Source organism: Methyloterricola oryzae (assembly GCF_000934725.1).
GTDB lineage: Bacteria > Pseudomonadota > Gammaproteobacteria > Methylococcales > Methylococcaceae > Methyloterricola > Methyloterricola oryzae.
Genome location: NZ_JYNS01000010.1, coordinates 91,290 through 112,092, shown reverse-complemented (window position 1 = coordinate 112,092; position 20,803 = coordinate 91,290). Strand labels below are relative to the sequence as shown.

The window sequence follows — 20,803 nt, the reverse complement described above, 5'->3', positions numbered from 1 at the left end:
GCTCGCGATGTTGGAAATTATTCTGGGAGTCACATTTTTCACGGCCATCGTGATTGCCCTGGTGTTCGTGATCCTGGGCGCCAAGTCCAAGCTGGTAGCCGAGGGTAATGTCGAGATCGAGATCAACCACGAAAAGAAGATCCAGGTGCCCATCGGCTCAAAGCTGCTGACGGCGCTGGCGGAGAACAACCTGTTCGTGTCCTCCGCCTGCGGCGGCGGCGGCACCTGCGCCCAGTGCCGGGTGAAGGTGACCGAAGGTGGCGGCGACATCCTGCCCACCGAGCTGTCGCACATCACCAAGCGCGAGGCGGCCGAAGGCGACCGTCTGGCCTGCCAGGTGACGGTCAAGCAGAACATGAAGATCCACGTGCACGACGAAGTCTTCGGCGTGAAGAGGTGGAACGCCAAGGTGCGTTCCAACCACAACGTGGCCACCTTCATCAAGGAGCTGGTGCTGGAACTGCCCGCCGGGGAAACCATCGATTTCCGCGCCGGCGGCTACATCCAGATCGAGTGCCCGGCCTATCACGCCAAGTTCTCGGAATTCGACGTGGAAGAGAAGTTCCGCGACGAGTGGGACAAGTACAACCTGTGGAAGTACGAGTCCGTGGTCAAGGAGCCGGCCATTCGCGCCTACTCCATGGCCAGCTATCCGGAAGAGAAGGACATCATCATGCTCAACGTGCGTATCGCGACGCCGCCCCCGGGCCGCGACGATATACCGCCGGGCATCATGTCCTCCTACATCTTCAACCTGAAGCCGGGTGACGATGTGGTGGTCTCGGGTCCTTTCGGCGAGTTCTTCGCCCGCGAGACCGACAACGAGATGGTGTTCGTGGGCGGCGGCGCCGGCATGGCGCCCATGCGCTCGCACATCTTCGACCAGCTGCGCCGTCTCAAGTCCAAGCGCAAGATGACCTTCTGGTACGGCGCACGCTCCTACCGGGAAATGTTCTACGTGAACGACTTCGACACCCTGCAGGCCGAAAATCCCAATTTCACCTGGCACATCGGCCTTTCCGAGCCGAAGCCGGAGGATAACTGGACCGGCTATACCGGGTTCATCCACAACGTGCTCTACGAGAACTATCTGAAGAACCACCCGGCGCCAGAGGACTGCGAGTATTACCTCTGCGGCCCGCCCATGATGAACGCCGCGGTGATCAAGATGCTGGAAGACATCGGGGTCGAGCGGGAGAACATCATGCTGGACGACTTCGGCGGTTAGTCAGTTCGCGCATCGCAAAAGGCACGGCGAGGAGCTTTCGGGCTCCTCGCCGTTTTTACGGAGCTTGCAAATTCGGCCGGCGCGGCGGGATACTTCACCTGCCGGACCGGTCTTACATCATGAATGCCTATGTCAGGCGTCAGGAGTCAAGAACCATGACACTCTTTCTGATCACCTTCGCAGTCATTGCTGTCGTCATCTTCATCATGTCCGTAGGCGTGATGTTCGGACGTCATGCCATCAAGGGCAGTTGCGGCGGGCCCGGTGCGGCGGACTGCGTCTGCGTGGAAAAATGCGAAAAGCGCAAGAAGTTCGAAGCCGCGCAACAGCAGGAATCGGCCCCCTGATCCCATTCCAGTCCAGGCTCTCAGGGACCGTACCAACAAGAACAACAGGTTAAGGAGATAGCCAGCATGCTTGCCAAAATCAGCGTCAGTGAATACATGACCCCTCACCCGGTGGTGTTCAAGCCGGACATGGATGTGTATGAGGCCATCCGCAAACTGCTGGAGATCAAGTCCACCGGTGCCCCGGTGGTAGACGATCACGGCAAGGTGGTCGGTGCCTTCTCGGAACTGGACTGCCTGCGTATGGTGGTCAATTCGTCCTACTACGAGGACATGGGCGGCAAGGTGTCCGAATTCATGACCAACGACGTCACGGTCGTGGATAGCGAGGCCAGCATCGTGGAAGTGGCGGAGTTGTTCGCCAAGTCGACCCTGCGGCACTTCCCCGTGATTGACGAAGGCAAGCTGGTGGGAGTCATCAGTCGCGTGGATGTGCTCAAGGCGCTCATTGCCATTCGTTGACGCGCTTCAACCAGGGACGGATTGAATCCGGTGGCGCCGGTCAGCCTTTATTGGCACGACTATGAGACCTTCGGCGCCGATCCGCGCCGTGACCGGCCGGCACAGTTTGCCGGACTGAGGACCGATGAGGACCTGAATCCGGTCGGCGCGCCATTGCTGATCTATTGCCGGCCGGCGGATGACATGGTCCCTGCTCCCGAGGCCTGTCTGATCACCGGCATCACACCGCAAAAGGCTCTGGCCGAGGGGGTGCCCGAGGCGCAGTTCATGGCCGCCATCCACGAGCAGCTGGCGTTTCCCGGTACCTGCGGCCTGGGTTACAACACCCTGCGTTTCGACGACGAAATCACCCGTCACGGCCTCTACCGCAATTTCTTCGATCCCTACGAGCGGGAGTGGCGCAACGGTAATTCCCGTTGGGACCTGATCGACATGGTCCGCCTGACGGCGGCCCTGCGTCCGGATGGCATCGAGTGGCCCAAAGATGAACAGGGCCGCCCCAGTTTTCGCCTGGAAAAGCTGACAGCCGCCAACGGCATTGCCCACGAGGGTGCCCACGACGCCCTGGCCGACGTGCGCGCCACCATTGAACTGGCGCGGCTCATCAAGACCCGACAACCGAAGCTGTATCAGTTTGTCTGGGACAACCGCGGTAAGCGCCAGGTGGCGGACATGCTGCCGGTAGGGGCTTTCCAGCCGGTGATCCATGTGTCGGAAAAATACCCGGCGGAACGCCATTGCCTGGCCGTGGTGGTGCCGTTGGCGCGTCACCCGGTCAATCAGAACGGCGTGATCGTCTATGACCTGTCCGTGGACCCGGAACCACTATTGGCGCTGAGCGCCGATGAATTGCGCAAGCGCCTTTACACCCCCGCGGCCCAATTGCCCGAAGGGGTGGCGCGCATACCGCTGAAAACGGTACACCTCAATCGCTGCCCCATCATCGCGCCCCTCAAGGTCGCCCGGCCACCCGACATCGAGCGCCTGCAACTGCGGCCTGCCCTTTGGGAACGGCATCTGGACCGCCTGAAGTCGGCACCGGGGCTTGCCGCGAAGGTCGCGGAGGTGTTCGCCGAAAGCCCTTGGGACGGGCAGGAATGCCGTGACCCCGACCTGATGCTTTACGGCGGGGGATTTTTCAGTGACCAGGACAAGCGGCGCATGGAGACTATCCGGGACATGAGTCCGGAAAAACTTGCGGCTTTCGACCCGGAATTCGACGATCCACGTCTGCCGGAGATGCTCTTCCGCTACAGGGCCCGCAACTGGCCGCAGTCGCTGAACGCCGAGGAACGAACCCGTTGGGATGATTACCGGCGGCGGCGTCTGACCGATCCCGAAGGCGGCGGCAGCCTGACCCTGGAGCAGTTCAACCAGAGCATCGACGCGCTGGAGGCCGAACCGGGTCGGCCGGCCAGCCAGCGTGAAGTGCTCGCCAGCCTGAGGGCCCATGGGCGGGAAATTATCCGTTAGCCCCTGCGGAACTTGTCCTTTATAATGCAGCGCGAATTTCACCTCGAGACCTTGATTGGAGGAATGATGAAGAAATCCTTGTCCATTGCCGTGGCCCTGACAGTTGCTTGGGCCGGCGCCGCCAGCGCTCACGGGCCCTCGCGCCAGAAGCTCACCGAAACCATCGAGATCAATGCGGCGCCCGCCGCGGTCTGGGAGGTGGTCAAGGAATTCGGTAAGCCCGAGGCCTGGATGCCCGCGGTGGCCAGCACCACTTCACAGGGTGGCACGGCACCCGGCGCGACCCGCGAACTGACCCTGAAAAAGGGCGGCGTGCTCAAGGAAGAACTGAAGACCTATGAAGCCGAGAAGATGAGCTTCTCCTATAAGATGGAAAACCCGGATTGCGGCATCCTCCCGGTCAACAACTATTCCTCCAACATTTCTGTCGAGGCGGCCGGGTCCGGCTCCAAGGTGACGTGGAACGGCGCTTATTACCGCTGCTTCCTGGCTAATAATCCGCCGCCGGATCAGAACGAAGAAGCCGCCAACAAGGCCATCGAGGCGGTCTACAAGGAAAGCCTGGCCAATCTGAAGGCCGTGATCGAGAAGAAGTAAATGCCGGCGCGGAAAATCTGCGCCTTGACGCGAAAGGCGGCGGTCATCACCGCCGCCTTTTTCGTTTGGGGCGGTGTCAAGGCCGAGCCCTTCGCCTATATCACCAACCAGAAGGCCAATACGGTTTCGGTGATCGATACGCAGGCCCGACAAGTCGCTGCGACAGTCGAATTGCCCGCCGGTTCCGAGCCCGCCGGCGTGGCCGTCAGCCATGACGGGCACCTCATCGCCATTGCCAATCCCACCAGCCGCCAGGTCACCCTGATCGACGGCGCGAGCCGGTCGATCATGGGCAGCATCCCGGTGGGATCGGGGCCGGTGGGCATCGCCGTGGACAGCGCGGGCAAGCGGGTCTACGCCGCCGATTGGTATGAGAACGTGGTGGCGGTGCTCGATCCCGAGCGGCGTATTGTGCTGTGGCGGGTGCCGGTGGGTCGTTCACCCGCAGGCCTCGTGGTCAGCGCCGACGGCAGCAAGGTCTACGTGGCGAACCGGGATGATGACTCCATTTCGGAAATCGACGCCCAGCGCCTGCAGGTGACGCGTACCGTCAAGGTCGGCAAGCATCCCTTCGGCATCCTGCTGTCCACCGGCGGCACGCGGCTTTACTCCGCCAATGTGGAGAGCAACGACGTCTCCGTGGTGGACGTGGGCAGCTTCAGCGTGCTGAAGACGATCAAGGTGGGCGAGCGGCCTTACGCCGTGGCGGAAGCGGCCGGTCGGCTGTTCGTGACCAACCAGTACGACAACAGTATTTCGGCCATCGACTTGGGCACTCTCACGGTAGCCGGGACCGTGCCGGTGGGGGAGTATCCGGAAGGCATCGCGTCGCACCCGGATGGCCGCCAGGTCTATGTGGCCAACTGGTTCAGCAACAGCGTTTCGGTGGTCGATGCCCAGTCGCTGACGGTGCTGGATACCATTGAGACCGGTAACGGCAGCCGCGCTTTCGGAAGCTTTATCGGGCAGAAGGCGCCCTAGGCGTCCAGGACAAGCCGGTGTCCGATGGCAGCGACGACTTCGCCGATGTTGAAGTCGCTGCTGGCATCCACTGCCAGCGCCTGGGCCTGCTCGCCGCTATCGAGCGCCTGCGCGTAGGCCCACTGCCGCTCCAGCACGCCGGTATCGGCTTCCGAGGGATCGGAGCCTTCCCGCCCGCGGGCTTCGACGCGTCGCCGCAGCAGGACTTTCTCCGCTTGCAGGTCCAGGATCAGGAAGTGCGCGCCACAAGCATCGGCCAGGTTTGCTTGTGCGCGGCGGTGATCTCGCAGAAGAAAGGTGGCATCCACCACCACGTTGCAACCTGATTCCAGCAGGGTGCGCGCCATGTCCAGCAGGTGTTGGTAGGTGCGCCGGGTGAATTCGTTTGAATAGATGCCTTGCAGCGGTCCCGCCGCGGTTCGGGCATCCGCCGCCAATCCGGCCAGGCGCTTGCGTTCCACATCGGAACTGAGGCGTATGGCCGGCAAATGCTCGGCCAGGCTCTTCGACAAGAGCGATTTGCCGCTGCCCGAGTAGCCATGGGTGATGATCAGCGTGGGCTTGCGCGGCTGTGCGGCGCGCTCCGCATAGTCCAGATAGGCGTCCCGGCGCCGCACCCGTTCGGCCCGTTCTTCCGCGGGGGCCTCGCAATGAGCCAGGCTGAGGCTGGCGATCTTCGCGCGCACCATGGCGCGGTAGACCCGGTAGAAATCCAGCAACGCCAGTCCCGCATAGTCGCCGGTGATTTCCAGATAGTGGTTCAGCAGCCTGAAGGCAGGCGCGGTGCCGGCGTTCACCTCAAGGTCCATGAGCAGGAACGCCACCTCGCTGATGACGTCGATCCAGCGCAGGTCCTCGCTGAATTCGATGCAGTCGAAGGGCATCAGGCGGCCGTCGAACAGCACCAGGTTGCCGAGGTGCAGGTCGCCGTGGCATTCCCGCACACATCCCTTCTGCTTGCGGTCTTGAAAAGCGCTTGCGAGCCTTCGGGCGTTCTCAAGGGTCCAGTTCCGCAAGCGGTCGAGGCGATCGCCCCCGGCAGACGCCTGCGCGGTCTCCAGGTGGGTGAAATTATGTTCGGCTGCCGCCGCGATCGCCGAAGGCGTCCCGTGATCATCCATCGCTTGCGCGCGCGGCGTGTCTTGATGGAACCGCGCCAGCGTCGAGGCGAGATCGTCCAGGAGCGGATTCTCAAGCTGGCCGGCTTGGGCCAGCCGGTCGCCCAGGGCTGAATCCTCAAACTGCCGCAGCTTGACCGCATATTCCAGGACAGGGCCTGCGCCGCCCAGTTGCGGCCGCTCGGCTATGCCGGTGATGGGAACCACGGACAGATAAAGGGGCGCGGCAAGCCGTTGGTTGAGCCTCAGTTCTTCGTGGCAGAAAAAGCGGCGCTGGGCCAGGGTGGAAAAGTCGAGGAAGCCGAAGTCCACGGGCTTCTTGATCTTGTAGGCGAACTCGCCGGTGAGGATGACCCAGGAGATATGGGTTTCCATCAGCCGGGTTCCCTGGCAGCGAGGACCGTGTACCTGAGGGTCGCAGAGGGCGGCGATCAGCTGCGCCGGGTCATGCATGGGCAAACAGGCGGAGGTTGCCGTCCAGTACCTTCAGGCCCAGTTCGCCGCGGAGCAGGGCTGCCAGTTCCTCTCCCGCCATGCTGTGGCGCCAGCCCTTGCTGAGTTTGGCGTCCTCGTGGCCATCCAGTAACTGCTCCAGATCCTTGCGGCTGGCGAGTACGCTGGGACTGAGCGTGTGCTGGGCGGCGCGTAGACGCACCACCGCCATCATCAAGTCCAGCAGCGCTTCTTGCTCCGGCGTCCGCTTTGTTGGACGTGCCTTGAGGTCGAGGTTCATGGGCCCGCGCTCCAGGGCCTCCTTGACCAGTCCGCAGAGGGTGGCGCCATGCTTTTTCTGGGTACGCTCGTCCAGGCCTCTTACATGGCTGAGGGCATCGGGGTCCTGAGGTTGCTGGCGCGCCAGATCCAGTAGAACCTCGTCCTTGATCAACCAGCCGCGGGGCAGGTCTTGTTTGCGCGCCGCCTGTTCACGCCAGGCGGCCAGTTCTTTCAACACGGATAGCTGGCGACCTTTCAGTTGCAGGCAACCGCTTATGCGCTGCCAGGCTGAATCCGGATTGGCCTCGTACACTTCGGGCTGCACCAGATCGGAGAATTCCTGTTCCAGCCATTGGGTCCGCTGCAGGGTGTCCAGCCGCTTGCGCATCTGCTGGTAGGCCTGTGCCAGATAAATCACGTCATCGGCGGCGTAGCGCAGTTGCTCGGGCGTGAGGGGGCGCCGTGACCAGTCGGTGCGCGAGTGGGCCTTGCTCAGATGGATGCCCAGGGTTTCCGCCACCAGCGCGCCATAACTGATCTGCTCTCCTAATCCCAGCAGGGGGGCTGCAATCTGGGTATCGAAGATCGGCGCGGGCACCTTGCCGTAAAGATGGAAGAAGATTTCCAGGTCCTGCCGGGCGGAATGCAGCACCTTGACCACGGCGGGGGAATAGATCAGATCCGTCAAAGGTTCCAGGCTTTTCAGGGCCAGCGGGTCGATGCAGGCCACGGCGCGGTCCGTTGCCACTTGCAGCAGGCAGAACTTGGGGAAATAGGTCTTCTCCCGCAGGAATTCCGTGTCCATGGCCAGCCAGGCAGCGCCTTGGACCTCGAGGCAGAATTGTTCGAGGCCGGCAGAGGTGTCGATGTAGAGGGGGGATTCTCGATGGCTCATGGGGCGGGCGTGTCTGTGGGTTGGTCGACTATAACCTATTATATAGCCACATGTTGCGGCTGGATAACGGGCCCTCAGCGGACCGGACTGGCGCGAGCGACATATTCAACCAGTTGGCGGGCGCGGCACGCAAAGCGATGTGCGCGACTGCGTTCATCGTGAACGGGACGTTCGTATTTGAAACTTCGATCTTTCAAAACGAGACTGCTGTTTCTGTTGCTGCTGATCTTTCTGGCGGCGACCGGCGTGCTCTGGATGGTGATCGATCGGGTGCAGGAGCGCCAGGTGGATCAAGCCACGTACGGGCGCGCGGTCCAGGTTCAGGCGGCGCTTGAGCAGGCCCTGGGGCAGGAAGCCGATGCCCTGCGCTTCGGATTGCAGCTGGCAAGTTCAGATCCCATGGTCGTCGCCGCTTTGCAGCGAACCGATATCCAGGCCTTGCAGAGCCTTGCCAACGAATGGGGGCAGCGTTTGGGAGGGCGTCAGCTGACCTTTGAGTACCCGGTAGGGCCGCTTCCGGGACATTGGGTTCGGGTCGACGCGGCCGGGGCGAATCCGATGGAGCGCTCGGAGACTCTCGACGGCAACGGGTCTGGCGTGACTTCCTTGCACGTGTCTTCTCCGGTTGGACGGCCATCCAGCGTTTATGCAACGCTGACCGCCAGCCTGGATGGCTCAGCCATTGGCGCGGTAAGTCTGGGATTTGACCTGTCGTCCTGGCTGGACTCTGCTGGCGAAGCACACGGCATGCGCCTGTTCGCCTTGGCTCCCGCTGCTGGCGTGGTGGCTCGCAGTGCAACGCAGACGCAGAGTAATTGGGAACTGATTGCTGCCGGAGAGGACTGGAATGGACCGGCCCCGGCGAAGCTCCTCGAGGAGGTTCTGGCTCAGTCCGACCCTTCTATTCCGCTCAGGCTGGAGCTAGCTGGCAGACCTCTGCGCGCGCTGGCGTTTGATTTGGGGAACAAAGCGGCGGGCCCGCTTTGCAAGCTGCTTGCCCTGGTTGACGTCACGCCTCTGGAGGTGGCAGGACGTCCCGTTCTGCTGTGGAGCGGCTTGGTAATACTGGCTTTGGCGGGCATGACCGGCTCCCTGATCCTGATTGGTCTGCGGCCCGTGGAGCATCGTTTGACCATCGCGCACCGCATGCTGATTGACAGCAACAGCCAGTTAGAGGATGAGGTAGAGCGCCGCACACAGGAGATGACGACCGTGAACAGCCGCCTGCAGCACGAAGTGGATGTGCGCCAGCAGGCCGAGCAGAAGCTGCTGCGGCAACAGATGTTCCTGCTGACGGTGCTGGATTCCCTGGCCTATCCGTTCATCGTCGTGGACGCGCGCGATTTCGGCATCAAGCTGGCCAACAAGAGCGCCCTGGCCGGCGCCGAGCAGACGGGCGGCGTGCTGAGCTGCCACGGCCTGATCTACGGCCGCAAGTATCCGTGCCAGGGGCGCGACATGCCGTGCGTGCTGCAGGAGATGTTCCGGACGCGGATGCCCGTCACGGTCGAGCACCGCCACACACTGCCGGATGGACGCATTCAGATCAATGAAGTCCATGCCTATCCGGTCATGGACGGCCAGGGTGAGATCGAGCAGATTATCGAATACTTCTTCGACGTCAGCGAGCGCAAGCGGGCCGAAGAGGCGCTGAATGCGAGCGAGCTGAACTACCGGCAACTGGTCGAAACAGCAAACAGTATCGTCCTGCGCTGGGATACCCAGGGGGTCATCCAATTCATCAATGGCTACGGCGCCCGCTTTTTCGGCTTCGAGGGCCGTGAGCTGGTTGGGCGCGCGCTGATCGGCACGATCGTTCCGGATGTGGACAGCAGCGGGCGGAACATGGTGGAGCTGATGCAGGATGTCATCCGCCGGCCCGATAGTTACCAGAACAACGAAAACGAAAACATGCGCAGCGACGGCTCGCGTGTCTGGGTGGCGTGGGCCAACAAGGCCATTCTCGATCAGAAGGGCCAGGTGGTGGAGATCCTGTCCTTCGGCAATGATATCTCGCGCCGGCGGCGTGCTATAGAGGCTTTGGGCGAGAGCGAAATCCGGTTCCGCCGAATCTACGAAAACTCACCGGTGATGATGCACTCGCTGGACGAGAACGGCTGCATCATCGGGGTCAATCGCAAATGGACGGAGGAGACCGGCTACACCAAGGCGGAAGTCATGGGACGCGCCCTGATCTCGTTCATGACTCCGGAGTCCGCGCAGCGAGCCGCGAGCGAAGTCCTGCCCGCGCTGCGGCGCCAGGACTATCTGAAGGATGTGTCCTTTCAACTGGCTCGCAAGGACGGGACCGTCATCGACATCCTCATGGACTGCAGTCTCAGCACCGACCCCAAGGGTTCCAGTATCAGCCTTGGCGTGCTGCAGAATGTCTCCGAGCGGCGCCGCACCGAGCAGGAGATGCAACTGGCTGCCTCGGTATTCGAGAACAGCATCGAGGGCATACTGGTGACCGATCCCCAAGGTACCATCCTTAGGACCAACAAGGCGTTTACCCTGATGACCGGGTACTCGCCGCAGGAGGCGGTGGGGCGGAATCCCTCGTTTCTTCGCTCCGGGAAACATGACGCGCAATTCTTCGCCGCCATGTGGAGCGCGATCAAGGAAGCCGGGCTGTGGCAGGGCGAGATCTGGAATCGGCGCAAGAACGGCGAGGTGTATCCGGAATGGCTGGGCGTCAGCACGGTGTATGACGAGCGGCGGCAACCCATCTACTACGTCGGCGTGTTCACCGACATCACCGACCAGAAGCTGTCGGAACAGCGCATTTACCATCTCGCGCACTACGACGTCCTTACCGACTTGCCCAATCGCGTGCTGTTCCAGGATCGCCTGGACCGGGCCTTGCTGTCGGCCAAGCGCGGCGAATACCCGCTGCTGCTGCTCTACCTCGATCTCGACCGCTTCAAGCCGATCAATGACTCCTTCGGGCATCCGGTGGGCGATCTGCTCCTGCAGCAGGTAGCCGAGCGGTTGCGGCAGTGCGTGCGGGAGTCCGATACCGTCGCTCGCATGGGCGGCGACGAATTTACCGTCATCCTGGGTCCGGGCCATTCACCCGGGGTGGACGTGGTGCAAATCGGTAGCCGCGTCGCCCGCACCATCCTGGAAAATCTGGGCAACCCCTTCGATCTGGAGGGGCATGAAGTGTTCATCAGCGCGAGCATCGGCATCGTGGTATATCCCAACGACGGCGGCAATGTGGCCGAACTGGTGAAGAACGCGGATACCGCCATGTACCACGCCAAGGCGAAGGGAAGGAACAACTTCCTGTTCTACGAGGCGCACATGAACGCCACCGCGGCGGATCGCCTCATGATCGAGAACAGTCTGCGCCGGGCGCTGGAACGCTCGGAATTCGAGCTCTATTTCCAGCCCTCGGTCAACATCCGCGAAGGGCGCATCGACGCCCTGGAAGCGCTCATTCGCTGGTGCCATCCCGATCTGGGGGTGGTGGCGCCCGAGCAGTTCATCTCGCTCGCCGAGGAAAGCGGCCTGATCGTGCCCATCGGCGAGTGGGTATTGCGGGAGGCGGTGCGTCAGGTGGCTCAATGGCGCCAGGCCGGCTTCGGGCACCTGCGCGTCGCGGTGAACCTGTCCCTGCGCCAGTTCCGCCACCGTGATCTGATGAATGTGATCCGTCAGGTAATGTTCGATGCGGGACTGGATGCGTCGGTGCTAGCGCTGGAAGTGACCGAGAGCGCCTTCATGGAGGATGAGGAGGAGACCATTGCGCGCCTGAACGAGATGAGCGAGATGGGTATCCAGATCCTGATCGACGACTTCGGTACCGGCTATTCGTCCCTGGCGCGCTTGCGTACCCTGCCGATCCAGGTACTCAAAATTGACCGCAGTTTTATCCGGGACATCACCACCGACCCCAACGATGCCAGTATCATCGCCGCGATCATTGCCATGGCGCACAACCTGCAGTTGAAGGTGATCGCCGAGGGCGTCGAAACCCCGAGCCAGCTCAAGTTCCTGAGGTCGCGGGATTGCGAGGAGGTCCAAGGCTATCTGTTCAGCAAACCGGTGCCGGCCGCCGATGTCCTGGAGTTGCTCCGCAGGGGCGTTTCCCTGCCGGAATGAAGTCGGCGCACCGGAATTTTTTCTACATCAGGTTTGACGTGGGCTGTGCTTTACTGCATAATGCCGTTTCTGCAGCGCGCCCGTAGCTCAGTTGGATAGAGTACCTGGCTACGAACTAGGTGGTCGGGAGTTCGAATCTCTCCGGGCGCGCCATTTTTTTGTAAGCTTTTGGCGGCCGTGTGTTCCATCTCATGGCGGCTTTGACATTCAGATTCTTCCCCTGTAGCTCAGTCGGTAGAGCAAGTGACTGTTAATCACTGGGTCGGCGGTTCGAGCCCGTCCGGGGGAGCCATCTCTTCAAAAAGGCTTACGGAAATGTAGGCCTTTTTTTTGGGCTGTCGTCAGGCGTTGCCGGAAGCCCGATCCAGTGCGGTTCTTGGTCTCGATTGTTGACAGGTGGTGGGTAATGTTTTATTTTTGCCCGCTTTACCAGGCTCCTGCCGGCCGCCGGGTGGTGGTTAATGGGCGGGTCTGGAGTCCGATTTGTGCCCAAGTTAAGCGAAATTTTTGGAGTTCGGTAATGACCACAATCAACCAATTGGTTCGGAAGCCGCGAGTTAGAAAGATAGACAAGAGCAATGTTCCGGCTCTGGACAGTTGTCCTCAGCGTCGTGGCGTGTGCACCCGTGTTTACACCACCACGCCGAAGAAGCCGAACTCCGCGCTGCGTAAAGTCGCTCGCGTGCGTCTGACCAACGGTGCCGAAGTGACGAGTTATATCGGCGGCGAGGGGCACAACCTCCAGGAGCACTCCGTGGTCCTGATTCGTGGTGGCCGTGTGAAGGACTTGCCGGGTGTGCGTTACCACATTGTGCGCGGCAGCCTGGATACCGCGGGTGTGCAGAAGCGCCGGCAGGGTCGTTCCAAGTATGGCGCCAAGCGTCCGAAGAGCTAATTGAGGTCAGGGGTCGAAGATGTCCAGAAGAAGAAATTCCGAGAGAAGAGAAATCAACCCGGATCCGCGATTCGGCAGCCAGACGCTGGCGCGCTTCGTGAACATGCTCATGGAGGACGGCAAAAAGTCCGTCGCGGAAAAGATCGTTTACGGTGCGCTCGACTTCATTGAGGGCAAGACCGGCCAGAACTCCCTGGAAGTGCTGACTAAGGCCCTGGAGAACGTGCAGCCGGTGGTCGAGGTGAAGTCCCGCCGAGTGGGTGGCGCGACCTATCAGGTGCCGGTCGAAGTGCGTCCCGCCCGCCGTTCCGCCCTGGCCATGCGCTGGCTGATCGATGCGGCACGCAAGCGCAGCGAGAAGGGTATGGGCATGAAGTTGGCGGCCGAGGTCATGGATGCCAACGAGAATCGTGGCACTGCGGTGAAGAAGCGCGAAGACACCCACAAGATGGCTGAGGCCAACAAGGCTTTCTCCCACTACCGCTGGTAACTTCGTACCAGTTGATTGCTCTTTAACAGACGGCAAGGATCTGAGGCTGTGGCACGCACCACTCCCATCGAGCGATACCGGAATATCGGGATCATGGCGCACATCGACGCGGGTAAAACCACGACGACCGAGCGCGTCCTGTTCTATACCGGCGTGTCGCACAAGATTGGAGAGGTGCACGACGGTGCTGCCACCATGGATTGGATGGAGCAGGAGCAGGAGCGCGGCATCACCATCACGTCCGCGGCCACGACCTGCTTTTGGAAGGGAATGGATGGCGGTTTTCCGCAGCACCGGATCAATATTATCGATACGCCCGGGCATGTGGATTTCACCATTGAAGTGGAACGCTCCCTGCGTGTGCTCGACGGCGCATGTGCCGTTTTTTGCGCGGTGGGCGGTGTCGAACCCCAGTCGGAAACGGTATGGCGGCAGGCCGACAAGTATCATGTTCCGCGTCTGGCCTTTGTAAACAAGATGGATCGTGCGGGCGCCAACTTCCTGCGCGTCGTCGGTCAGATCAAGACCCGGCTGGGTGGCAATCCGGTTCCCCTGCAGTTGCCTATCGGGGCTGAGGAAAAGTTTCAGGGGGTGGTCGATCTCATCAAGATGAAGGCCATCTTTTGGGATGACAGTACCCAGGGCATGCGTTTCGAAGAAAGGGAAGTTCCCGCCGAGATGAGAGTTGAGTGTGCGGATTGGCGCGCCAAGTTGGTGGAGGCGGCGGCCGAGGCCAGCGAAGAACTCATGGACAAGTACCTGGAAGGTGGTGAGCTCAGCGTCGAGGAGATCAAGAAAGGTCTTCGTGCGCGCACCATTGCCAGCGAGATCGTTCCCACGCTGTGCGGGTCTGCGTTCAAGAACAAGGGCGTCCAGGCCATGCTGGATGCGGTGGTGGAATACATGCCCTCTCCGGCCGACATTCCGGCCATCAAAGGGCATTTGGAAGATGACAGCGAGGGCGAGCGCCATCCTTCGGATGACGAGCCGTTTGCGGCGCTGGCGTTCAAGATCGCCACCGATCCTTTTGTGGGCGCGCTGACTTTTGTGCGGGTCTATTCCGGCGTGCTGTCTTCCGGCGATACGGTCTACAACCCGATCAAAGGCAAGCGCGAGCGCATCGGTCGTCTTGTGCAGATGCATGCCAACAACCGCGAGGAGATCAAGGAAGTCCGTGCCGGCGACATCGCTGCCGCCATTGGTCTGAAGGATGTCACCACGGGCGACACCCTGTGCGACCAGAAGGGCATCATCACCCTGGAGAAGATGGACTTTCCCGAGCCGGTGATTTCCGTGGCGGTCGAGCCCAAGACCAAGGCCGACCAGGAAAAGATGGGTATTGCCCTCAACAAGCTGGCGCAGGAGGATCCCTCCTTCCGTGTGCACACCGATGAGGAAACCGGCCAGACCATCATCTCTGGGATGGGTGAGTTGCACCTGGAGATCATCGTCGACCGCATGAAGCGTGAATTCGGCGTCGACGCCAATGTGGGCGCGCCGCAGGTTGCTTACCGGGAGACCCTTAAGAAATCGGTGGAGCAGGAAGGCAAATACGTGCGCCAGACCGGCGGCCGCGGCCAGTACGGTCATGTCTGGCTGCGCATCGAGCCGCGCGAGCCGGGCACCGGCTACGAGTTCGTGAACGGCATCGTCGGTGGTGTGATTCCGAGGGAATACGTGCCCGCCGTGGATAAGGGTATCCAAGAGCAGATGCAGAATGGTATACTTGCCGGCTTTCCGGTGGTTGATGTCAAAGTCACTCTGTTCGACGGGTCATACCACGATGTCGATTCCAGCGAAATGGCATTCAAGATCGCCGGATCCATGGGTTTCAAAGAAGGTGCTCGCAAAGCCGCTCCGGCCTTGCTAGAGCCCATCATGCGGGTCGAAGTGGTGACTCCCGAGGATTATATGGGGGACGTGGTGGGTGATATCAACCGCCGTCGTGGGCTCATACAAGGGATGGACGATGCGCCGTCGGGCAAGATCATCCGCTGTGAGGTTCCCTTGTCGGAGATGTTCGGTTACGCCACCGACCTCAGGTCGGCGACGCAGGGCCGCGCGACCTACAGTATGCAGTTTGAGAAATATGCGGAAGCGCCATCGAATGTCGCTGATGCCATCATCAAGAAAGTGTTTTGAAGCAGATTAACTCACCCAGATCATCGAGGTAATTAGCCGTGTCAAAAGAGAAATTTTCGCGCACCAAGCCGCATGTGAACGTCGGCACGATCGGTCACGTCGACCACGGCAAGACCACGCTGACGGCGGCTCTGACCAAGATCGGTGCGGAGCGCTTCGGTGGTGAGTTCAAGGCGTACGATCAGATCGACGCGGCACCGGAAGAGCGCGAGCGCGGCATCACCATTGCTACCGCCCATGTGGAATACGAGTCCCCGAGCCGTCACTACGCTCACGTGGACTGCCCGGGTCACGCCGACTACGTGAAGAACATGATCACCGGCGCCGCGCAGATGGATGGCGCGATCTTGGTCTGTTCCGCTGCTGACGGCCCCATGCCGCAGACCCGCGAGCACATCCTGTTGGCCCGTCAGGTGGGCGTGCCCTACATCGTCGTGTTCCTGAACAAGGCCGACATGGTGGACGACGCCGAGCTGATCGAGCTGGTGGAAATGGAAATCCGCGAACTGCTCAGCACCTACAACTTCCCGGGCGACGACACCCCGATCGTCATCGGTTCCGCGCTGAAGGCGCTGGAAGGTGATCAGAGCGACATCGGTGTGCCGGCTATCCACAAGCTGGTGCAGGCGCTGGACGATTACATCCCGCTGCCCGAGCGTCCGGTGGATCTGCCGTTCCTGATGCCCATCGAAGACGTGTTCTCCATCTCCGGTCGTGGCACCGTGGTGACCGGCCGTATCGAGCGCGGCAAAGTCAAAGTGGGCGAGGAAGTCGAGATCGTGGGCATCAAGGCCACCGTCAAGACCACCTGCACCGGCGTTGAAATGTTCCGCAAGCTGCTGGACGAAGGTCAGGCTGGGGACAACGTGGGCGTGCTGCTGCGCGGCACCAAGCGCGAGGACGTGGAGCGTGGTCAGGTTTTGGCGAAGCCGGGTTCCATCACTCCGCACACCCATTTCGAAGCGGAAATCTACGTGCTGTCCAAGGAAGAAGGCGGTCGTCACACGCCGTTCTTCAATGGCTACCGCCCGCAGTTCTACTTCCGCACCACCGACGTGACCGGTTCCGTCGAGTTGCCGGAAGGTGTGGAGATGGTGATGCCGGGCGACAACATCAAGATCACGGTGAAGCTGATCGCGCCCATCGCCATGGAAGAAGGTCTGCGTTTCGCGGTCCGCGAAGGTGGTCGCACCGTGGGTGCCGGCGTCGTTTCCAAGGTTATCGAGTAATAGATCATGTCCAAGCAAAGAATCAGAATCCGTCTGAAAGCATTCGACCATCGCTTGATCGACCAGTCCGCGACGGAAATCGTGGAGACTGCGAAGCGCACCGGTGCGCAGGTGCTCGGGCCGATCCCATTGCCGACCAAGAAAGAGCGCTTCACGGTGCTGGTTTCGCCGCACGTCAACAAGGATGCCCGCGACCAGTACGAATTGCGCACCCACAAGCGCCTGATGGACATCATCGAGCCCACCGACAAGACAGTGGATGCGCTCATGAAGCTTGATCTTGCCGCCGGCGTGGATGTGCAGATCAAACTGAACTAAAAACGAAAAAGCTTCCTGGAGTTTAGCGATGGCAATTGGTCTGGTAGGCCGCAAATGCGGCATGACCCGAATTTTCACCGAGGATGGGTCGGCGATACCGGTATCCGTGGTGCACGTGGACCCGAACCGGGTCGTGCAGGTCAAGACCGTCGAGACCGACGGTTACCGCGCGGTGCAGGTCACCTCGGGCAGCAAGAAGCGCTCCCGTCTTTCTAAGCCCATGGCCGGCCACTATGCAAAGGGTGCTGTCGAGGCCGGGCGTGGATTGTGGGAGTTCCGTCTCGAAGAGAGCGATAGCGCGGAGTACGCGGTGGGTAGCGAACTGGGCGTGGACCAGTTCGAGGAAGGCCAGTACGTGGATGTGCGCGGCTTCACCATCGGCAAGGGCTTCGCCGGCGTGATCAAGCGCCATAACTTCCGGACCCAGGATGCGACCCACGGTAACTCGTTGTCCCATCGCGCGCCGGGTTCCATTGGTCAGAACCAGACCCCGGGCCGCGTGTTCAAGGGCAAGAAAATGGCTGGCCATATGGGCGCCGAATTCAAGACCGTACAGAGCCTGAAAGTGGCGGCCGTCGACAAGGAGCGTTCCTTGTTGATGATCAGGGGCGCCATCCCGGGCCCCAAGGGCGGCGACGTGGTCGTCAAGCCCGCAGTGAAGAAGTAACAGGTAAGAACCATGACTCTACAGATACCGGTGTTAAAAAACGGACGCAGCGAAGAGCCGGTCGCAGTCTCCGAAGCTGTTTTCGGGCAGAACTTCAATGAGCCGCTGGTGCATCAGATGGTTGTGGCTTATCTGGCAGCGGGACGTGCCGGAACCAAGGGGCAGAAGAGCCGCGCCGATGTCAGTGGCGGCGGTGCCAAGCCGTGGCGTCAGAAGGGCGGTGGCCGCGCCCGTGCCGGCACCACCCGTGGTCCGCTGTGGCGTACCGGTGGCGTCACCTTCGCCGCGAGCAACCGCTCTTACAAGCAGAAGCTGAACAAGAAGATGTACCGCGCGGGCATGCGCTCGATTTTCTCCGAGTTGCTGCGTCAGGATCGCCTGCTGGTGACCGACGACGTGTTCCCCGGTGCGCCCAAGACCAAGGAACTGGTCGGGAAGCTGAAAGCCCTTGGGGCGGAGAGTGCGCTGATCATTACCGACGCGCTGAACTCCGACCTGTGCCTGGCGGCGCGCAACCTGCCTGGCGTCGAGGTGTGCACCGCGGATTCCGTTAACCCGGTCTCCCTGGTTCACAGCGAGAAGGTGATCGTGACGACGCAGGCTGTCAAGAATATCGAGGTAAAACTGGGATGAAGCAGCAGGAACTCATGCGGATATTGCAGGCACCGGTGATCTCCGAAAAGAGTACCGTGGCCTCCGAGCAGAACAAGCAGTTTGTGTTCCGGGTGAAGAAATCGGCCAACAAGGAACAAATCAAGCGTGCCGTAGAACTGATGTTCAATGTGCAGGTGGACTCTGTGCATGTGCTCAACGTGAAAGGCAAGGTCAAGCGCTTTGGTCGCTTCATGGGTGCGCGCTCGGACTGGAAGAAGGCCTACGTTAAGCTGAAGCCCGGTTTCGACATCGAGCTGTCGGCGGCTTGATCGGTTGAGTTGTTAAAGCTCTGAAGACGGCCGAAGAATTTACTGCGGAAACACTACCATGGCTCTTATCAAATCCAAACCTACATCGGCGGGCGCGCGATTCGTCATCCGGGTAAAAACCGAGGGTCTGCACAAGGGTAAGCCTTTTGCTGGTCTGCTGGAGAAGAAATCCAAGAACTCCGGCCGTAACAACCAAGGCCGCGTTACGACGCGCCACAAAGGTGGCGGTCACAAACAGCACTACCGTGTCGTCGATTTCAAGCGAGACAAGATCGATGTGCCGGGTCGCGTCGAGCGGATCGAGTATGATCCAAACCGCACCGCGCATATTGCCTTGGTCGTGTACAAGGACGGCGAGCGCCGCTACATGATCGCCCCTAAGGGTATGGCGGCGGGTCAGGAAGTGATCTCCGGCGAGTTCGCACCGATCAAGACAGGCAACTGCCTGCCCCTGCGCAACATCCCAGTGGGTTCTTTGATCCATTGTCTGGAATTGAAGCCCGGCAAGGGTGCACAGCTGGCACGCAGCGCCGGCGCGTCGGTTCAGTTGGTGGCTAAAGAGGGAGCCTATGCCACGGTGCGGCTGCGCTCCAGTGAGATGCGCAAGGTTCTGATCGACTGCAAAGCGGTCATCGGAGAGGTATCCAATGCCGAGCACAACCTGATCTCGTTGGGCAAGGCCGGCGCGAAACGCTGGCGCGGTGTGCGTCCGACCGTCCGCGGTGTGGCCATGAACCCGGTGGATCATCCGCACGGTGGCGGTGAAGGCCGCACCTCCGGTGGCCGTCATCCGGTATCGCCCTGGGGCACCCCGACCAAGGGTTACAAGACTCGCAACAACAAGCGCACCGACGACATGATCGTCCGTAAGCGCAAGTAACGATCAAGACAAGAGGTATCACCTGTGCCACGTTCAATTAATAAAGGCCCGTTCATTGATCATCAGCTCTTGAAGAAAGTGCTGGACGCTGCTGAATCCGGCGTGAAGCGCCCGATTAAGACCTGGTCGCGGCGCTCCATGGTGATACCCGAGATGATTGGCATGACTCTCGCCGTACACAACGGCAAGCAGCATGTGCCGGTCCTGGTGTCCGACAACATGGTGGGTCACAAGCTCGGCGAGTTCGCCCCGACCCGCACCTACAAGGGTCACCAGGCGGACAAGAAATCTAAATAACGTGGTTTGGTGAATACGATGGAAACCTCAGCGAAGCTCAGCAACGCTCGCGTCTCAGCGCAAAAGTGCAGACTGGTGGCAGACCAGATCCGCGGTATGGACGTAGCAAAGGCGATCGATTTATTAACGTTCAGCACGAAGAAGTCTGCGAAATTGGTGAAGAAGGTTCTCGAATCTGCCATTGCCAATGCTGAGCACAACGACGGGGCTGACGTCGACGAACTGCACGTTTCATCGGTGTTCGTGAATGAAGGCCCGACCATGAAACGCATGAAAGCACGTGCCAAGGGCCGCGGCAATCGCATCGAAAAGCGCACTTGCCACATCACCGTCAAAGTTTCCGAGCAGAAATAAGGTTCTTTATCATGGGACAGAAAGTACATCCTACCGGCATCAGGCTGGGATACATCAAAGACTGGACTTCGCGCTGGTATGCCAGCAGCCAGAACTATCCCGAGTTCCTGCATAAAGACCTGAAGGTTCGCGAGTTTCTGAAGAAGAAGCTGGGCCACGCGTCCATCAGCCGCATTCAGATCAATCGCCCGGCCAACAACGCGCATATCACCATCCACACGGCGCGCCCGGGACTGGTCATCGGCAAGAAGGGTGAAGACATCGATGCCCTGCGCCGCGAGATCGCCGGCATGATCGGTGTTCCGGTTCAGCTGAATGTGGAGGAGATCCGCAAGCCCGAACTGGATGCGCAGCTGGTTGCCGAAGGCGTCGCTCAGCAGTTGGAAAAGCGCATCATGTTCCGCCGCGCCATGAAGCGTGCCGTGCAGAACACACTGCGCCTGGGAGCAGAGGGTATCAAGATCAACGTGGCTGGCCGTTTGAACGGTGCTGAAATTGCCCGCACCGAATGGTATCGCGAGGGCCGGGTGCCGTTGCACACCTTCCGTGCCGACATCGATTACGGTTTCGCCGAAGCTCGCACTACCTATGGCGTGATCGGCGTCAAGGTGTGGATCTTCAAGGGCGAAATCTTCGACATGGCCGAAACCAAGGGTGCCACCCCTGCTGAAGCGTAAGGTGAATCA

At 60.8% G+C, this 20,803-nt stretch carries 21 protein-coding genes and 2 tRNA genes; 21 read left to right on the top strand and 2 right to left on the bottom strand.

What is annotated here, in order from left to right; all coding sequences use genetic code 11:
• Positions 1-7 precede the first annotated feature (7 nt).
• From nqrF to EK23_RS14135, 6 genes are all read left to right on the top strand, one after another.
• Positions 8-1,228: an NADH:ubiquinone reductase (Na(+)-transporting) subunit F gene (nqrF, locus tag EK23_RS14160; protein ID WP_045226027.1), complete on the top strand. Its 1,221-nt coding sequence runs from the start codon at positions 8-10 to the stop codon at positions 1,226-1,228.
• 155 nt (positions 1,229-1,383) lie between these two features.
• Positions 1,384-1,575 carry a (Na+)-NQR maturation NqrM gene (gene nqrM / locus EK23_RS14155; protein WP_045226026.1) on the top strand — a complete coding sequence of 64 codons (192 nt, stop codon included), beginning with the start codon at positions 1,384-1,386 and terminating at the stop codon, positions 1,573-1,575.
• A 66-nt stretch (positions 1,576-1,641) separates the two neighbouring features.
• On the top strand, positions 1,642-2,037 hold the full coding sequence (locus EK23_RS14150; RefSeq protein ID WP_045226025.1) for a CBS domain-containing protein: 396 nt from the start codon (positions 1,642-1,644) through the stop codon (positions 2,035-2,037).
• A 30-nt stretch (positions 2,038-2,067) separates the two neighbouring features.
• A complete protein-coding gene (gene sbcB, locus EK23_RS14145) occupies positions 2,068-3,510 on the top strand; it encodes an exodeoxyribonuclease I (protein ID WP_045226091.1) in 1,443 nt (480 codons plus the stop codon).
• A 63-nt stretch (positions 3,511-3,573) separates the two neighbouring features.
• Positions 3,574-4,107: an SRPBCC family protein gene (locus EK23_RS14140; RefSeq protein WP_235282071.1), complete on the top strand. Its 534-nt coding sequence runs from the start codon at positions 3,574-3,576 to the stop codon at positions 4,105-4,107.
• Positions 4,108-5,088 carry a YVTN family beta-propeller repeat protein gene (locus EK23_RS14135; RefSeq protein ID WP_045226024.1) on the top strand — a complete coding sequence of 327 codons (981 nt, stop codon included), beginning with the start codon at positions 4,108-4,110 and terminating at the stop codon, positions 5,086-5,088.
• Here EK23_RS14135 and EK23_RS14130 read toward each other — a convergent pair.
• Together EK23_RS14130 and rnd are read right to left on the bottom strand one after the other, a co-directional pair.
• Positions 5,085-6,581 (bottom strand): bifunctional aminoglycoside phosphotransferase/ATP-binding protein, encoded by a 1,497-nt coding sequence (locus EK23_RS14130; RefSeq protein WP_158002508.1) that lies wholly within the window; start codon positions 6,579-6,581, stop codon positions 5,085-5,087. The two genes, EK23_RS14135 and EK23_RS14130, sit on opposite strands and share 4 nt — an antisense overlap.
• A 70-nt stretch (positions 6,582-6,651) precedes the next feature.
• Positions 6,652-7,815: a ribonuclease D gene (gene rnd / locus EK23_RS14125; RefSeq protein WP_045226023.1), complete on the bottom strand. Its 1,164-nt coding sequence runs from the start codon at positions 7,813-7,815 to the stop codon at positions 6,652-6,654.
• Positions 7,816-7,992: 177 nt separating this feature from the next.
• Between rnd and EK23_RS21830 the strand changes: the two genes are divergently transcribed.
• From EK23_RS21830 to rpsC, 15 genes are all read left to right on the top strand, one after another.
• Positions 7,993-11,922, top strand: coding sequence for an EAL domain-containing protein (locus EK23_RS21830; protein ID WP_145998666.1), 3,930 nt, complete (start codon positions 7,993-7,995; stop codon positions 11,920-11,922).
• A gap of 76 nt (positions 11,923-11,998) precedes the next feature.
• Positions 11,999-12,075 (top strand) — tRNA-Arg (locus EK23_RS14115).
• 63 nt (positions 12,076-12,138) lie between these two features.
• A tRNA-Asn gene (locus EK23_RS14110) sits at positions 12,139-12,214 on the top strand.
• 228 nt (positions 12,215-12,442) lie between these two features.
• A complete protein-coding gene (gene rpsL / locus EK23_RS14105) occupies positions 12,443-12,817 on the top strand; it encodes a 30S ribosomal protein S12 (RefSeq protein WP_045226022.1) in 375 nt (124 codons plus the stop codon).
• A gap of 19 nt (positions 12,818-12,836) precedes the next feature.
• Positions 12,837-13,307 (top strand): 30S ribosomal protein S7, encoded by a 471-nt coding sequence (gene rpsG, locus EK23_RS14100; RefSeq protein WP_045226021.1) that lies wholly within the window; start codon positions 12,837-12,839, stop codon positions 13,305-13,307.
• Between the two features lie 48 nt (positions 13,308-13,355).
• On the top strand, positions 13,356-15,449 hold the full coding sequence (gene fusA, locus EK23_RS14095; RefSeq protein ID WP_045226020.1) for an elongation factor G: 2,094 nt from the start codon (positions 13,356-13,358) through the stop codon (positions 15,447-15,449).
• A gap of 38 nt (positions 15,450-15,487) precedes the next feature.
• On the top strand, positions 15,488-16,678 hold the full coding sequence (gene tuf / locus EK23_RS14090) for an elongation factor Tu (RefSeq protein ID WP_045225224.1): 1,191 nt from the start codon (positions 15,488-15,490) through the stop codon (positions 16,676-16,678).
• Between the two features lie 6 nt (positions 16,679-16,684).
• Entirely contained in the window at positions 16,685-16,996 is a 312-nt protein-coding gene (gene rpsJ / locus EK23_RS14085; RefSeq protein ID WP_045226019.1) for a 30S ribosomal protein S10, read from the top strand.
• A 28-nt stretch (positions 16,997-17,024) separates the two neighbouring features.
• Positions 17,025-17,663, top strand: a complete 639-nt coding sequence (rplC, locus tag EK23_RS14080) for a 50S ribosomal protein L3 (protein WP_045226018.1) — start codon at positions 17,025-17,027, stop codon at positions 17,661-17,663.
• A 12-nt stretch (positions 17,664-17,675) separates the two neighbouring features.
• Positions 17,676-18,296, top strand: a complete 621-nt coding sequence (gene rplD / locus EK23_RS14075) for a 50S ribosomal protein L4 (protein WP_045226017.1) — start codon at positions 17,676-17,678, stop codon at positions 18,294-18,296.
• Positions 18,293-18,586 (top strand): 50S ribosomal protein L23, encoded by a 294-nt coding sequence (gene rplW / locus EK23_RS14070; RefSeq protein ID WP_045226016.1) that lies wholly within the window; start codon positions 18,293-18,295, stop codon positions 18,584-18,586. Before rplD ends, rplW begins: the two co-directional genes overlap by 4 nt.
• A 58-nt stretch (positions 18,587-18,644) precedes the next feature.
• Positions 18,645-19,466 carry a 50S ribosomal protein L2 gene (gene rplB / locus EK23_RS14065; protein WP_045226015.1) on the top strand — a complete coding sequence of 274 codons (822 nt, stop codon included), beginning with the start codon at positions 18,645-18,647 and terminating at the stop codon, positions 19,464-19,466.
• A 24-nt stretch (positions 19,467-19,490) separates the two neighbouring features.
• A complete protein-coding gene (gene rpsS / locus EK23_RS14060) occupies positions 19,491-19,763 on the top strand; it encodes a 30S ribosomal protein S19 (protein ID WP_045226014.1) in 273 nt (90 codons plus the stop codon).
• Positions 19,764-19,781: 18 nt separating this feature from the next.
• Positions 19,782-20,117 (top strand): 50S ribosomal protein L22, encoded by a 336-nt coding sequence (gene rplV, locus EK23_RS14055; RefSeq protein ID WP_045226013.1) that lies wholly within the window; start codon positions 19,782-19,784, stop codon positions 20,115-20,117.
• 11 nt (positions 20,118-20,128) lie between these two features.
• Positions 20,129-20,794, top strand: a complete 666-nt coding sequence (gene rpsC / locus EK23_RS14050; RefSeq protein ID WP_045226012.1) for a 30S ribosomal protein S3 — start codon at positions 20,129-20,131, stop codon at positions 20,792-20,794.
• Positions 20,795-20,803 lie beyond the last annotated feature (9 nt).